The 15,482-nt window shown below is 70.2% G+C and carries 12 protein-coding genes; 6 read left to right on the top strand and 6 right to left on the bottom strand.

The genetic code is table 11. The annotated features are described in order from the left end of the window. Positions 1–11 precede the first annotated feature (11 nt). A complete protein-coding gene (locus LX88_RS25350) occupies positions 12–488 on the top strand; it encodes a GNAT family N-acetyltransferase (RefSeq protein WP_258950313.1) in 477 nt (158 codons plus the stop codon). Between the two features lie 60 nt (positions 489–548). On the opposite strand, the gene LX88_RS25355 is transcribed toward LX88_RS25350, so the two are convergent. From LX88_RS25355 to LX88_RS25365, 3 genes are all read right to left on the bottom strand, one after another. Continuing rightward, positions 549–1,859: an NlpC/P60 family protein gene (locus LX88_RS25355; RefSeq protein ID WP_258950314.1), complete on the bottom strand. Its 1,311-nt coding sequence runs from the start codon at positions 1,857–1,859 to the stop codon at positions 549–551. A 355-nt stretch (positions 1,860–2,214) separates the two neighbouring features. Continuing rightward, positions 2,215–3,729: an AMP-binding protein gene (locus LX88_RS25360; RefSeq protein ID WP_258950315.1), complete on the bottom strand. Its 1,515-nt coding sequence runs from the start codon at positions 3,727–3,729 to the stop codon at positions 2,215–2,217. A gap of 10 nt (positions 3,730–3,739) precedes the next feature. Further along, the gene (locus tag LX88_RS25365) at positions 3,740–4,549 is read right to left on the bottom strand and encodes an SIR2 family NAD-dependent protein deacylase (RefSeq protein ID WP_090069116.1); all 810 of its coding nucleotides are present in this window, start codon (positions 4,547–4,549) and stop codon (positions 3,740–3,742) included. Between the two features lie 17 nt (positions 4,550–4,566). On the opposite strand from LX88_RS25365, the gene LX88_RS25370 reads away from it, so the two are divergent. The 3 genes from LX88_RS25370 (at position 4,567) to LX88_RS25380 (ending at position 7,913) form a co-directional block, all read left to right on the top strand. Continuing rightward, entirely contained in the window at positions 4,567–5,019 is a 453-nt protein-coding gene (locus tag LX88_RS25370; RefSeq protein WP_258950316.1) for a hypothetical protein, read from the top strand. Further along, complete coding sequence (locus LX88_RS25375; protein WP_258950317.1) at positions 5,016–6,521, top strand: proline-rich domain-containing protein; 1,506 nt, start codon at positions 5,016–5,018, stop codon at positions 6,519–6,521. The genes LX88_RS25370 and LX88_RS25375 overlap by 4 nt, the downstream gene beginning before the upstream one ends. Positions 6,522–6,605: 84 nt before the next feature. Further along, positions 6,606–7,913 (top strand): FAD-dependent monooxygenase, encoded by a 1,308-nt coding sequence (locus tag LX88_RS25380; protein ID WP_258950318.1) that lies wholly within the window; start codon positions 6,606–6,608, stop codon positions 7,911–7,913. Here LX88_RS25380 and LX88_RS25385 read toward each other — a convergent pair. From LX88_RS25385 to LX88_RS25395, 3 genes are read right to left on the bottom strand one after another with little or no spacing between them, the layout of a single operon-like run. Continuing rightward, a complete protein-coding gene (locus tag LX88_RS25385) occupies positions 7,833–10,622 on the bottom strand; it encodes an AfsR/SARP family transcriptional regulator (RefSeq protein ID WP_258950319.1) in 2,790 nt (929 codons plus the stop codon). The genes LX88_RS25380 and LX88_RS25385 overlap by 81 nt on opposite strands. Further along, on the bottom strand, positions 10,622–11,254 hold the full coding sequence (locus LX88_RS25390; protein ID WP_258950320.1) for a hypothetical protein: 633 nt from the start codon (positions 11,252–11,254) through the stop codon (positions 10,622–10,624). Before LX88_RS25390 ends, LX88_RS25385 begins: the two co-directional genes overlap by 1 nt. Beyond that, complete coding sequence (locus LX88_RS25395; RefSeq protein ID WP_258950321.1) at positions 11,251–11,982, bottom strand: ATP-binding cassette domain-containing protein; 732 nt, start codon at positions 11,980–11,982, stop codon at positions 11,251–11,253. The genes LX88_RS25390 and LX88_RS25395 overlap by 4 nt, the downstream gene beginning before the upstream one ends. Between LX88_RS25395 and LX88_RS25400 the strand changes: the two genes are divergently transcribed. Both LX88_RS25400 and LX88_RS25405 read left to right on the top strand, forming a co-directional pair. Beyond that, on the top strand, positions 11,981–12,388 hold the full coding sequence (locus LX88_RS25400) for a hypothetical protein (protein ID WP_258950322.1): 408 nt from the start codon (positions 11,981–11,983) through the stop codon (positions 12,386–12,388). The two genes, LX88_RS25395 and LX88_RS25400, sit on opposite strands and share 2 nt — an antisense overlap. 188 nt (positions 12,389–12,576) lie before the next feature. Continuing rightward, positions 12,577–15,393: an aconitate hydratase gene (locus tag LX88_RS25405; protein ID WP_308203459.1), complete on the top strand. Its 2,817-nt coding sequence runs from the start codon at positions 12,577–12,579 to the stop codon at positions 15,391–15,393. The last annotated feature ends 89 nt before the right edge of the window (positions 15,394–15,482 follow it).

Here is a 15,482-nt window from a genome sequence, read left to right on the forward strand (position 1 = left end):
TGGAGGCGACCATGCTGATCCGCCCGCTCGGCCATCCCGGAGACCTGGGCTGGGTGGTCCAGGCGCACGGCGAGCTCTACGCGTCCGAGCTCGCCTGGGACACCTCGTTCGAGGCGCTGGTCGCCAAGATCGTCGGCGACTACGCGGCGGACCACGACGCCACAAGAGAGGGCGCGTGGATCGCCGAACTCGACGGCCAACGCGTCGGATGCGTGTTCTGCGTTCGTGAGGACGACACGACTGCGAAGTTGCGCGTGCTGCTCGTACACCCCGACGCACGTGGCCACGGCGCGGGCAACAAGCTCGTCAGCACGTGCATCGAGTTCGCCCGAGGCGCGTGCTACGAACGCATGGTGTTGTGGACGGTCGACGGACTCGCGTCCGCCAGGAAGATCTACGAGGCACACGGGTTCGAGCTTCGCGAGGAGACCCCGCAGCACAGCTTCGGCCACGACGTGACCGGCCAGCTCTGGACGCGCGGACTCTGAACTGCGGATTCCGGTGACCCGTTCATCAGCGGGCCACCGATCCGTTGCTCTACGACGCGGTCACAGCATGCGAGTGACGTACGGCATGATGCCGCCGTACCGCACGGGCGAGATCCTCACCACGGCACCAGAATGCGGCGCTTCCACCATCATCCCGCCGCCCAGGTACAACGCCACGTGCGTGCCGCCGCCCGGTCCCCAGAAGATCATGTCGCCGGGGGCCATCTGCGACAGCGGCACCTTGCGGCCGGAGTTGTACTGGTAGCCGCTGTAGTGCGGCAGGAACACGCCGGCGCCCGCGAAGGCGTACATCATCAGGCCGGAGCAGTCGAAGCCGATCTTGCGGAAGTCTCCGTAGGAGTCGGCGACGCCGCCGTCACGCACGCCGTAGGTCGGGCCGTAGTGGTTGCCGCCGCCCCACGCGTAGATCACACCGCGCTGGGCCAGCGCCCGGTTGATCACGGTCTGCACGCGGTTGCCGGACGGCGCGGGCACTGCCGCGATCGGGCGGGGTGCCTGGGGCTTCGGCGCGGACTGGGCGGCGGCCGCGGCGGCGGCACGGCGAGCGTTCTCCTCGTCCTCGCGCCTCTTCGCCTCGGTCCACTGGTCGTACTGCTGGCGCTGTGCTTCGAGTCCGTTGGCCGCACCTCGCGCGGCGGCCAGCTCACGTTCGACTGCGTCCCTGTCGGACTGCAGTTCCTCGGTCGCCGCGGCCTGCGCCGAGTGCGCCTCCACGGCCACCTGCTGTGCCTGCTCGGCGACCTTCTTGGCCTCGTCCGCGGCGGCCTGCTTCGTCTCGGCCTTGGTGAGCGCGGCGCGGGCGGCGGAGTCGAGGTTCGCGGCGGTGCCCTGGTCACGGGTGACCTGGTCGAGCCGGTTCAGGCTGGACGCCGACACCGCCTCCAGCATCTGGGCGCGGGCCAGCAGGTCCTCGGGCGACTTGGCGCCGATGAACGCGGAGAACGAGCCGACGGTGGTGCCCTGCGCGTAGGACGCCGCGGCGAACTCGTCCAACTCGAGCCGGCTCTTCTCCACGGCCGCGGAGGCCGCGTCGGCCTCCACCCGGGCCGCAGTGGCCTCACGACGGGCGGCCTCCGCCTCGGAGATCGCCGTCTCGAGGTCGACGCGCGCCTTGTTGGCGAGCTCGCGCTTGTACGAGACGTCGTCGAACAGCTCCTGCAGGCGTGACTCGGCCTGCGTGAGCCGCCCGGTCAGCTCGCCCACGCGGGCGGCCTTCGCGTTCGCTTCCGCCCGCGACGCCGAGATCTCCGAGTCGCTCGGGTTCGGCGGCGGAGGCGGCGCGGCAGCGGCCGTCCCCGTGAGGACGGCCGTCATCAACACCGCGACCACGGCGGAGAGTCGTGTCAACACGGGACATCACCTCCAACCGCATTAGACCAATCAGACGCATCCGGCGCATCAGGAACTAACGCACCGTCAACCACTCGTGTCACAGTGGAACACGGTCGGTGGTCCTTTTGGGACGATCGGAGTCTTGGCGTGTCGCCGGTATGGATCAGCCCGGCGCCTCTAAGCACCTGCTCAGAAGTTCTGTCTCAAAGCGGCATCACCCCTTCCCGCCCGGCGAAGTCTCGCACCACGCCGGACATCCCCACACGACGTTGATGAGGGGAGCTTTCATAAACCTCAGGTTTATGAAAGCTCCCCTCATCAACCTCAGAGCCCGGGCGTCCCGCCCATTCGGACAGGACTTCCGGCCAGGTGCTTAGTTCACGCCTCGGTCGCGCCCGGTCCAGTACGGCTCGCGGAGCTTGAACTTCTGGATCTTGCCGGTCGCCGTGCGCGGGATGGAGTCGCGGAACTCGATCGACGTCGGCGCCTTGTACCCGGCGAGCCGCTCCTTGCAGTGCTTGACCAGCTCGGCCTCGGTGGCCTCGCCGGAGAGCACGACCAGAGCCTTGATCGTTTCACCCCACTTCTCGTGGGGTACGCCGATGACCGCGACCTCGGCGACGGCCGGGTGCGAGAACAGGCAGTCCTCGACCTCGATGGACGAGACGTTCTCACCGCCGGTGATGATCACGTCCTTCTTGCGGTCGGAGATCGTCAGGTAGCCGTCGTCGTCGAAGTAGCCGCCGTCGCCGGTGTGGAACCAGCCGTCCTCGATCGCGTCCACGGTGGACTCCGGGTTCTCCCAGTAGCCCTCCATGACGACGTTCGAGCGCGCCATCACCTCGCCGTTCTCCGAGATCCGCAACTGTGCCCCGAGCGCCGGCGCGCCCGCCCGCGACTGCTTCTTCGCCTTCTCCTCACCCTCCGGCCCCGGCTGGGCGCGGTTGAAGGTGAGCAAGGGCGCCGTCTCGGTCAGGCCGTAGATCTGCAGGAACTCCCAGCCGAGTTCCTCGGTCACGCGCTGGATCGTGCGCGAAGGCGGCGGCGCACCGGCGCACACGATTCGCACGGTGCCACGGCCGGGGATCTCGCCGTCCCACGACGCGGCGGCGTCCAGCACGGCGTTCCACACGGCCGGTGCACCGCACATGAGCGTGACGCCGTGGTCGCGCACGCGGTGCAGGATCTCGGCGCCGTCGACCTTGCGCAGCACCACCTGTGGCACACCGAAGCCCGCGAGTCCGAACGGCATTCCCCAGCCGTTGCAGTGGAACATCGGCAGCACGTGCATGTACACGTCGCCCTCCCACGCACGGGTGTGCATGGCGAACGTGACCGCGTTGAGCCAGATGTTGCGGTGCGTCAGCTGCACGCCCTTGGGGCGCGCGGTCGTGCCGGACGTGTAGTTGATGGTCGCCGTCGCGTCCTCCGAGGGCGCGCTCCACGGCCGTGGCTCCACATCGAACCGGAGCAACGCCTCCGACTCCTCGCCGAGCGTGAACCGGTGGCGTGCCACGACGTCGTCCAGTTCCAGCTCCGGGTCGACGAACAACGCCGAGGCGCCGCTGTGCTCGACGATGTACTTCACCTCGTCGGGGCGCAGGCGGAAGTTCACCGGCACGCAGATCCGGCCGCTGCCGGGCAGCGCGTGCAGCAGCTCGAGCATCCGCGCGGAGTTGTGGCTGACGACGGCGACCCGTTCGCCCTCGCCGACGCCGAGTGCGTCGAACCCGGCCTGCCACGCGCGCACGCGGGTCGCCATCTCCGCGTAGGTCGTCGTCGCGACCGGCTTCGCGGGCTGGCCGGGCTCGTCGATGGTCGCCGTCGTCGCCGCGAACGCGAACGACGCCCGGTCCAGGAAGTCGGTGGTGATCAGCGGTACGCGCATGGACCCGACCCTACGACCAGGTGCTCGGATCTCCCCAGGACGAGAATCGGCCTCCCCCGGATGGAGGAACGGAGCTCAGGTCCGGCAGCACGTCCCCGACGGGTTCGTGCAGCACAACGGCCGCCACGGCGTCGTACGGCGTCGGTTCGGCGTTGCAGATGATGACCTGCGCGCCGGCCTTGGCCGCCAGCGACACGAGACCCGCGGCGGGCTGCACCGACAGCGACGTTCCCGCCACCAGCAGCACGTCGCAGTCCAGGGCGGCGAGCCGGGCGCGGCGCAGCACCTCGCCGTCGAGCTCCTGCCCGAACGAGATGGTGGCGGACTTGAGGATTCCGCGGCACCGCGGGCAGTCCGGCTCCTGTTCACCGCCGGCCACGCGCTTCAACGCGTCCCGCATCGGGCCCGTGGCACCACATCCCAGGCACACGGTGGCGTGCAGCGTGCCGTGCAGTTCCAGCACGCGATGGGGATCGGAGCCCGCCTTCTGGTGCAGGCCGTCGATGTTCTGGGTGACCACGGTGCGCAACCGGCCGGACCGTTCCAGTTCCACCAGCGCCTTGTGCGCGGCGTTCGGCCGGGCCGTCCACACGGGACTGTCGAGCTTCGCGCGCCAGGCGAGCCTGCGCAGTTCCGCATCGGCGAGGTAGGCCTGCAGCGACGACCCGCGCCCGGCGTCGGCGTCGCGGGTCCACAGCCCGGCCGGGCCGCGGAAGTCCGGGATGCCCGAATCGGTGGAGACACCTGCCCCCGTCAGCACCGTGATCCGGTGCGCCGACGCGACCAGAGCGCGTGCCTCTGCGCACGCCTGGGAAGGCATCGGTTCACACTAGTCCCGTGCGCAGCGCTGTGGGAGCCGCGATCGCGGCAGTGGGCTTGGTCACCACCATCGTCGGGACTTTCCTGCCGTGGCTGAAATCCGGATCGACCACGAGAGACAGTTACGAAGTGCTTTCGCTGCGTGATCTCGCCGGGTTGGACGGGGTGGCGGGCACCGTCGTCACGTCGGTCTGGGTGGGACTGACACCGCTGGCGATGGTCACGATCGCGCTGTACGTGGTCCGATTTCCACGGTTTGCCGGGTGCATCGGAATTCTCTTTGGCACGATCGGGGGAACCGTGGCCCTGGTTGCCACAGTCCAAGGGGACAACAAGGGCGCGTTGGTCGGAATCAGCACCTCCGGACCAGTCACGACCCTTGCCGGTGCCGTACTGACGATCGTGGGGGCGATCACGGTGCTCACCTCGACAAGGCGCAGCGCAGTGAGAACCTCAGGAGGGAACCCGTGAGCTACCCAGGTGGTGGCGGCGACCAGTGGCAGCCGCAGAACAACCCGTACGGGCAGCAGCCCCAGCAGGGCGGCTACCAGCAGCAGCCCCAGCAGCCGGGTGGCTACCCGCAGCAGCCAGGCGGCTACCCGCAGCAGCCCCAGCAGGGCGGCTACCCCCAGACCGGGCCGCAGGGCTTCCCGCAGCAGGGCTACCCGCAGACGGGCCCGCAGGGCTTTCCCCAGCAGGGCTTCCCCCAGCAGCCGTACGGCTACGCGCCGATGGGCGGCGAGCCGCCGAAGAAGAAGCGCACCGGCCTGGTCGTCACGGCCGTCGTCGCCGTGCTGCTGCTGATCGGCGGCGGTGTCACGTTCTTCGCGATCCAGAAGGCCGACCCCGGGGCGAACGCGGGCCAGGACTCTCCCGCCGTCGCGGCGAAGAACCTCGTCGAGCAACTGGGCAGCGGTGACGTCGTCGGCATCATGGCCTCGCTCGCGCCGGCCGAGGCCGCGTTGTCGAAGGACTACATGGACTCGATGACGAAGGAGATGAAGCGTCTCGAGATCCTCAAGCAGGAGGCCGACCCGAACAAGCTGAGCGGCGTCGAGTTCAAGAGCGAGAACATCAAGTTCGACGAGGCCAAGGCCGAGAAGATCAACGACCACCTCACCATCAACAAGCTGGTCGAGGGCAAGATCACGATCACCTCGGACGCGTCGAAGATCCCGCTCACCGACAAGCTCGTCGACGCCATCGGTGACGACCTGAACCTTACCTCGTCGAAGTCCGAGACCTTCGACATCACCGCCGAGGTGGCGAAGCGCGGCACGCCGATCGGCATCGCGTCGATCAAGGTCGGCGACAAGTGGTACCCGAGCGCCTTCTACACGATCGCCAACGCGATCCTGGAGGAGGACAAGAAGAAGTGGCCGGCGCAGGGCATCGCACCGCAGGGCGCGAGCTCGGCCGAGGACGCCGCGAAGCAGATGGTGAACGCCGCGCTCGACGCCGACCTGACGAAGGTCATCGCGCTGCTCCCGCCCGACGAGGCCGGTGTGCTGCAGGACCTCGGTCCGCTGCTGCTGGCCGAGGCCGGCAAGCAGAAGCCGACCGGCGCCAAGCTGAACGCGCTGGAGACCGACGTCAAGGACGTGGCCGGCGGCAAGCAGGTCACGGTCAAGAAGGTGTCGATCACCGCCGAGGGCGAGACGGTGACGATCACCCGCGAGGGCGACTGCTACGCGGCCGACGTGCCCGGCCAGGGCTCGCAGAAGCTGTGCGCGGACGAGATCACCCAGCTGCTGCAGCAGCAGGGCGGCAAGAAGATCCCCGCCGAGGCCGTCGAGATCATCGGCCGGGTGGCCGGGTCGGTCATGAAGACCGGTGTCGGCGTCGTCACCACCGAGGTCGACGGCAAGTGGTACGTCAGCCCGGTCCGCTCCTACTACGAGCTGGCCCTGACGCTGTTCCGCGGCTTCGAGCCGAAGGACGTCGACGCGCTGATCGCGCTGCTCAAGAAGTAAGTTCCCGCAGGTCCGCGACGGCCCTGTCACCCGCAACAGCGCGGTGGCAGGGCCGTGGCAGTTCCGGGGCCGAACCTCAGGGCCATGGACACTCAGGTTTTGATCATCGGCGCCGGCCCGACCGGCCTCACCCTGGCCCTCGACCTCTCCCGCCGCGGGGTGCCGTTCCGCGTCGTCGACGCGGCGCCCGCGCCCTTCGCCGGTTCCCGCGGCAAGGGCCTGCAGCCGCGCAGCATGGAGGTCTTCCACGACCTGGGCGTGATCGAGCCCGTGCTGGCGTCCGGCCGGCTCGACTTGACCATGCGCGCCTACAAGGGCCGCGAAGTGTTGCGTGAGTGGGACGTGCACGAGGGCCGCCACCCCACAGAAGAACGCCCGTACGCCCGCACCATGCTCATCCCGCAGTTCCGGGTCGAGCAGGTCCTTCGCGAAGCACTCCCCCGGCCCGTCGAGTACGGGATGCCGCTCACGTCGTTCACCCAGGACGACTCCGGCGTGACGGCCGTCGTCGGCTCGGAGACCGTGCGGGCCCAGTACCTCGTCGGGTGCGACGGCGGCAAGTCGTTCGTGCGCAAGGAACTCGGCGTCTCGTTCGCCGGCGAGACCCACGACGACCTGCGGATGCTCGTCGGCGACGTCCGGGTGTCCGGTCTCGACCGCGACCACTGGCACCAGTGGGGCAGCCGCGCCGGCCAGTGGCTCGCCCTGTGCCCGCTGCCCGGCACGGACCTCTTCCAGTTCCAGGCGGCAGCCGACGACGACCACGAACCGTCGTTGGAGCTGTACCAGCGGATCGTCCGCGAGTGCACCGGCCTGGACGACGTGGTCCTGCACGACGCGACGTGGATGTCCCTGCACCGCACCAACATCCGCATGGTGGACAGGTTCCGCACCGGCCGGGTGTTCCTCGCCGGCGACGCCGCGCACGTGCACTCCCCCGCCGGCGCGCAGGGCATGAACACCGGCATTCAGGACGCCTACAACCTGGGCTGGAAGCTCGGGATGGAGACGCTGCTCGACACCTACGAGGCCGAGCGCAAGCCCGTCGCCGAGTGGCTGCTCGGCATGACCACCGGGATCATGATGTCCGGCAACCCGTTCGAACGTCGCGGGGACGAGACGCTGCAGCTCTCGCTGTCGTACCGGACCGAGGACGGCCCCGGTCTGCGCGCGGGTGACCGCATGCCCGACGGGACCACCGAGCAGGGCCGCATCTTCGACCTGCTGCGCGGCCCCGACTTCGTGACGCTCGACTTCCCCGACGGCCCGGTCCTGGTGCGCCCGGACGGGTACGTCGCCGCGATCGGGCGGTCAGCGATCGACGCGTACTTCGGCGCGAACCCGGTCACGCAGCTGCACCACCGCCGGGTCGCTGCTCGGTCCGCCGCGTAGCCGTTCGGCCTCGTCCAGGGCGTTCCCCGCGCTGACGGGATCGCCCTGGGCGCACAGCCAGTCCGCGTACCACTCCAGCACCATGGCACGGGCCGGGCCGTCAGCGCTCCTGTTGACGGTGTCGAGCGCCCGGCCGTGGTGCTCGCCCGCCTCGGCGAGCCGGCCGAGGCGGGTCAGCGCCAGTCCCAGTCCGGCGTGGACGGTGGCGCGGAACTGGTTCGCGGGCGAGTCCTCCGTGGCGTCGAGCACCTGCCGGTACAACGTGACGGCCTGCTCGAAGTCACCGCTGAAGTACGCCATCTCACCGTGGGCCTGGGTGATCCGTGCCTGGTCCAGGCCGAACGGGGACGGCGGTACCAGTTCCAGGTCCTCGCGGGCGCCCGCGAGGTCGCCGATCCTGATCTTGATGCGCGCCGCCTGCATGAGCACCGACATCGGCACCAGCACCGACTCCGGCTCGCCCAGCTCGGCCGCCACCTGTCTCGCCTCGGAGACCGCCTGCAGGCCCTCGGCGAACGCACCCCGGTTGATCAGCACCATGACCAGGCAGGACAGCCCGAACACCACGGCCCACCGGTCGCCCACCGCCCGGAACCCCCGCAGCGCCTCCCGGTACGCGGCCTCCGCCCGCGGCGCCGAGCCCTCGCTGAACTCACCGGCCACCAGCCCGCGCACGAGCGCCGCAAACGCGCGCATCCACGCGTCCGGCGACCGGTCCAGCCGGCCGGCCAGCACCTCGAGCCGTTCCGCCAGCGCCGTCTGACCCCAGACCTGACCACTCGTCAGCATCAACGCGCACAGCGCCGTCGGCAGGTCCTCCTGCCACAACCGCTCCGCCGCGACGATGGCGGCCGGCGTGCCGAGCGAGGCCAGCACCTCCGACAGCGGATCGTCCGGCGTGAGCGACGCCCAGCGGCGGATCTCCTCGAACCGCTTCGTCATCACGAGCCAATGCCACGTGCGCGCGGCCATCATGCGCCGTGCGATCGCCGGGTCGTGCCGCACCGCCCACGCCTGCGCCGCGTCGAGGTTGCCGCGTTCCACGTCGAAGACCTTCAACGCGTCCAGCTGCTCAGGGCCGCGCAGCAACGGTTCGTTCCGCTCGGCCAGCTCCCCGTAGTAGGCGGCGTGCCTCGCAGGATCTGTCTGCCCTTGCTCCAACGCGTACTCGCGCACGGTCTCCAGCAGCCGGTAGCGCTCGCCCACGCGCACGACCAGCGACTTCTCCACGAGCGCGGCCAGCAGGTCCTCGGTGTCCCAGAGGTCCTGATCTTGTCGGACCTCCTGAGTACGTTGTGATGCAGGGGTTCCCAGCGAGGGGGTACCCCTGCGCGAGCCTGCCCCGCACACGAAGTGCACCGCCGCAGCGGTCGCCCCACCCGCGAAAACGGCCAGTCGCGCCAGCAACGCGCGCTCGGCCTCGTCCAGCAGCTCCCAGCTCCAGTCGATCACCGCCCGCAGCGTCCGGTGCCGCACCGGCCCGGTCCGCGCGCCGCGGTCGAGCAACCGCAGCCGGCTGTCCACTCGCGACTCCAGCTGCGCCGCAGACAGCGACCGCGCCCGTGCCGCCGCCAGCTCCAGGGCGAGCGGAATCCCTTCCAGCGCAGCACAAACCCGCCGCACCACGTCAGCGTCCAACGCCGTCCCGACCCGCGCCGAGAACAACCGCACGGCGTGATCAAGGTCGAGCGGCGCGACCGGGCACACGACCTCGCCCGGAATCCCCAGCGGCTCGCGCGACGTCGCCAGGACGCGCGCGTCCGGCGCCTCGGCCAGCAGCCGGACGCACAGCGCCGCGGCCGCGTCCACGACGTGCTCGCAGTTGTCGAGCACCACCAGCGACGACCCGAGCCGCGAGAACACCGGCGCCGCCAACGGGTTCGGCCCCAGGGCGGCGTCCAGTGCCGCCAGCGGCTCGGCCGCCGAGTCCAGTTCGACGAACCACGCCTGCGGCTCCGACGCGGCGTGCGTCAGCGCGAGGCGTGTCTTGCCCACGCCTCCAAAACCGGTCAGCGTCACCAACCGGTTGTCGCGCAACAACGAGGCCAGCGCGGCCAGGTCCGAGCCACGCCCGACGAACGACCCGACCTGTGCCGGCAGGTTGCCGCGCGCGACGCGTTCGCGCAGCACCGCCAGGTGGGCGGCCGCCAGCGCCTCACCGGGATCCACGCCCAACTCGTCGGCGAGAGCCGTGCGAACGCGCGCGAACACCGCCAGCGCGTCCGACCGCCGTCCGGCGGCGTTCAGCCCCAGCATCAACCGGGCCTGCACGTCCTCGCGCAGCGGATGCGCCGCCGCCAGCGCCTCCAGACCCGCGAGGTCGTCGCGCAGCAACGCCAGCCGCACGGCCTCGTCGACCGCGAACGGTGCCTCCTCGAACGCCGCGCCACGCCACAACGCCGCGTCACGCGTCCGCGAGAAGACCTCGACGTCGGTCTCCGCGTCCAGCCGGTAGCCCGCCGCGTGCGACGAGATCACGGCGGCACCGAGCACCCGCCGCAACCGCGACACGAGCGACTGCAACGCCGCGGCACCGTCGACCGGCGGCTCGTCCGGCCACAGGTCGGCGATCAGCCGGTCCGGCGCGACGACGGTGCCGGGTTCCACCGCCAGCCGGATCAGCAGCCACCGCAGCCGCTTGCCGCGCACCTCGACCGGTGCGCCGTCTTCGGCCACGACCCGCAGCGGCCCGAGCACGTCGACCCGCATCAGGCCCGCCGGACCCCGGCCACCACCGCGGCCGCCACGAGCGCGACGCCGACCGCCGCCGTGCCCAGCAGGGACAGCGACACCCTGTTGTGGCCCAGCGCGTCCAGCACCCACCCGAGCGGGGTGATCCGCCCCAGCGGGTACGTCAGCACCACCACCGAGAACACCGCCAGCACGGTGCGCCCGGTGGAGTCGAGGACGGGGCGGGCGAACAGCAGGCCCACCCCGACGCCGAGCAGCGCACACCCAGTATGGGCCGCCAGTCCGACAAAGAATTCGCCTGCCGTGTACGGGTGGGGGTTCGTGATCACCGGCCACACCGCCGCCAGCACCGCCATGGCCATCGCGAACATCACCGCGACCAGCGCCGCCGCCGTCAGCACCCGCGGCCAGCCGCCGGCTGTGACCACGGTGATCTCGCGCCGCACCACGTCCTCGGACGTCGCCACCACGACGGCCATCCACGCCGCGATCGGGTAGAGCAACGCGGACGAACCCGAATACGCCTCCAGCGGCTGCCCGGCGTCGGCGGAGAACAACATCCCCATCACGCCGAGGAACACCAGCAGTGGCGCCAAATACCGTTGCCCGCGAAGAACGTCGACCGCGAGGTACCGGACGAGTGAGATCACCGCACGCTCCGCACCGAGCAGCCGAGCCGCAACGCCTCCGCCAGCACTTGATCGCTTTGCTCCGGCGCCACGACCACCCGCACCGAGGACCCGCGTGCCTGCACCGACCGCACGCCTTCCAGGGCCTCCAACGCATCGGGTGCGGCGACCCGGCTGAGCTCGATCGTCACGTGCCCGCCGAAGAGGTCCACGCGCGTCGCCGACGCGAGGTGTCCCTCGTGGTCGGACACCAGCGCCGTCCGTCCCTCCAGCAACGACACCAGTTCGGCGGACGCAGCGGGGTCGAGCCCGGACCACGGCTCGTCGAGCACCAGCACGTCCGAAGCCGCCAACGCCTGCGCGAGCGCGACCTTCTGCGTGTTGCCCTTGGACAGCTCGGACATCGGTGCCGTCATCGAACCGACGAACCCCAGCCGTTCCAGCGCGTCACCGGCCTCGGCCCCGCGGACGCGCCCCATGTGCGCGAGGTAGGACGAAGCGGACATCCTGACGTCAGAAGGGAAGCGCTCGGGCACGTAACCGACCGAGGCGGGCCGCTCGACACGTCCGGACGTCGGCCTCAGGACGCCGGCGGCGATCTTGAGCAACGTCGACTTGCCGGTGCCGTTCGCGCCGGTCAGCACGGTCAGGCCGGAGACCTCCAGCGTGAGGTCGCGCAGCACCCAGGGCCCACGCCCGTACCGCTTCGAAACACGATCTAGGAGCACCACGCCAAGATAACCACCCATGACACCGCTCCCGCTCGCTTTGGCGTGCATCTGGCTCGGCATGGTGCTGGCGATCTCGATCGAGGCGCCGCTGAAGTTCCGCGCGCCCGGCATCACGCTGCCGCTGGGACTCGGCATCGGCCGGCTCGTGTTCCGCGCCCTGAACTCGGCGGAGATCGTGCTCGCGGCGGCCACGGCGATCACGTTCGCGCTCGCCCCGCGCCCGGTGGCCGCGACCGTGCTGCTGGTCGCGCTGGCCGTGACGCTGGCGACCCAGGTGACGGTGCTGCGGCCCCGGCTCGAAGCCAGGGCCGCGCTCATCATCACGGGAGGGACACCGCCGAAGTCCCGCGCGCACCTCGTCTACATCGCGCTCGAAGGTGTGAAGGTGCTGATGCTGGTCGCGTTCGCGATCATCCTGCTGTGATCGGATCCGCCGGCTCGGCGGGCCCCGGCGAGTACCGCACCGGGATCGTGACTTAGGGCAACCTGGCTTGAACCGGCTTACAGGACAAGCGTACTGTTTGGGGTCGAGGGGCAGGGGCCGACCCGGTGAGGAAGACTCTCCCCCATCCCGAACTGACCACCGCGCCGTCACCAGTTATGGAGTTGCACGTGACTGCACCAGCTAGCAAGGACAGCTTCGGCGCCCGCGGCACGCTCAACGTCGGCGACGCCTCTTACGAGGTGTTCCGGCTGAGCGCCGTGGAGGGCGCCGAGCGTCTGCCGTTCAGCCTGAAGATCCTGCTGGAGAACCTGCTGCGGACCGAGGACGGCGCGAACATCACCGCCGACCACGTGCGCGCTCTCGCCAACTGGGACCCGGCCGCCGAGCCGAACACCGAGATCCAGTTCACGCCCGCCCGCGTCGTGATGCAGGACTTCACCGGTGTGCCCTGCGTCGTCGACCTCGCCACCATGCGCGAGGCCGTCACCCAGCTCGGCGGCGACGCCGAGAAGGTCAACCCGCTCGCGCCCGCCGAGCTCGTGATCGACCACTCGGTCATCGCCGACATCTTCGGCCGCCCGGACGCGTTCGAGCAGAACGTCGACCTGGAGTACGAGCGCAACCGCGAGCGCTACCAGTTCCTGCGCTGGGGCCAGACGGCGTTCGACGAGTTCAAGGTCGTCCCGCCCGGCACCGGCATCGTGCACCAGGTCAACATCGAGCACCTGGCCCGCGTCGTCATGGTCCGCAACGGCCAGGCGTACCCGGACACGCTGGTCGGCACCGACTCGCACACCACGATGGTCAACGGCATCGGCGTGCTGGGCTGGGGCGTCGGCGGCATCGAGGCCGAGGCCGCGATGCTCGGCCAGCCGGTCTCCATGCTGATCCCGCGCGTCGTGGGCTTCAAGCTCTCCGGTGAGCTGCCCCCCGGCGCCACCGCGACCGACCTCGTGCTCACGATCACCGAGATGCTGCGCAAGCAGGGCGTCGTCGGCAAGTTCGTCGAGTTCTACGGCGAGGGCGTCAGCGCCGTGCCGCTCGCGAACCGCGCCACGATCGGCAACATGTCGCCGGAGTTCGGCTCCACGGTCGGCATCTTCCCGATCGACGGCGAGACCATCGACTACCTGCGCCTGACCGGCCGCACCGAGGAGCAGATCGCGCTCGTCGAGGCCTACGCCAAGGAGCAGGGCCTCTGGCACGACGCGTCCCGCGAGCCGGTCTTCTCCGAGACGCTGGAGCTCGACCTGGCGACGGTCGTCCCGTCCATCGCCGGCCCGAAGCGCCCGCAGGACCGCATCGAGCTGACGAACGCCAAGGAGGCGTTCCGCCAGGCCCTGGGCGCCTACGTCGCGCACACCGACTCCCCGGAGCTGTCCGGCGTGGACGAGGCCGTCGACGAGACGTTCCCGGCCAGCGACCCGGTCGCCGTCCACGAGGGCGAGAACGGCTCGGGCGCGCCGAAGGTGTTCCAGTCCGCCGCCGAGGGCGCCACCGGCCGCGTGTCGAAGCCGGTCAAGGTCACCCTCGACGGTGCCGAGTTCGAGCTGGACCACGGCGCCGTCGCGATCGCCGCGATCACGTCGTGCACCAACACCTCGAACCCGTCCGTGATGCTCGGTGCCGCTCTTCTCGCGAAGAAGGCCGTCGAGCGCGGCCTCGAGCGCAAGCCGTGGGTCAAGACGACCCTGGCGCCGGGCTCGAAGGTCGTCATGGACTACTACGAGCGCGCCGGCCTCATGCCGTACCTGGAGAAGCTCGGCTTCCACCTGGTCGGCTACGGCTGCACCACCTGCATCGGCAACTCGGGCCCGCTGCAGGACGAGATCTCGGCGGGTGTGCAGGAAGGCGACCTCGCGGTCGTCTCGGTGCTGTCCGGCAACCGCAACTTCGAGGGCCGGATCAACCCGGACATCAAGATGAACTACCTCGCGTCGCCGCCGCTGGTCGTGGCGTACGCGCTGGCCGGTTCGATGGACAAGGACATCACCACCGAGCCGCTCGCGTACGACCCCGAGGGCAAGCCGGTGTACCTGTCGGAGATCTGGCCGACCCCGGCCGAGATCGCCGAGGTCATCTCGACCTCGATCTCCGCGGAGGGCTTCACCAAGGGCTACAAGAACGTGTTCTCCGGTGACGAGCGCTGGCAGTCGCTGCCCACGCCGACCGGCAACACGTTCGAGTGGGACACCGAGTCCACCTACGTGCGCAAGCCCCCGTACTTCGAGGGCATGGAGATGGAGCCGAAGCCGGTCACCGACATCTCGGGTGCCCGTGTGCTCGCGCTGCTGGGCGATTCGGTCACCACGGACCACATCTCCCCCGCCGGTTCGATCAAGGCCGACTCGCCCGCGGGCAAGTACCTGACCGAGCACGGCGTGGAGCGCAAGGACTTCAACTCCTACGGCTCCCGCCGCGGCAACCACGAGGTGATGATCCGCGGCACGTTCGCGAACATCCGCCTGCGCAACCTGCTGCTCGACGACGTCCAGGGCGGCTTCACCCGCGACTTCCTGGCCGACGGCGCCCCGCAGACCACCATCTACGACGCGTCCGTGTCGTACGCGGAGGCCGGCGTTCCGCTGGTCGTGCTGGCGGGCAAGGAGTACGGCTCCGGCTCGTCGCGCGACTGGGCGGCCAAGGGCACCTCGCTGCTCGGCGTCCGCGCCGTCATCGCCGAGTCCTACGAGCGCATCCACCGCTCGAACCTCATCGGCATGGGCGTGCTGCCGCTGCAGTACCCGGCGGGCGACACCGCGTCGTCGCTGGGTCTCGACGGCACCGAGACGTTCGACTTCACCGGCGTCACGGAGCTGAACAACGGCACCACGCCGTCGACGGTGCACGTCGTCGCCACCAAGGCGGACGGCTCGAAGGTCGAGTTCGACGCGGTCGTCCGCATCGACACGCCCGGTGAGGCCGACTACTACCGCAACGGCGGCATCATGCAGTACGTGCTGCGCAAGATGGTCCGCAGCTAGTCCCCGTTTCGCTGAAAGGGCCGTCCACCACCCGGTGGGCGGCCCTTTCGCCGTGAATGCACTCGTAACGGTGGGCGTGCACCCCGCGA

Origin of the sequence: Lentzea californiensis (genome assembly GCF_024648825.1) — a bacterium.
GTDB lineage: Bacteria > Actinomycetota > Actinomycetes > Mycobacteriales > Pseudonocardiaceae > Lentzea > Lentzea californiensis.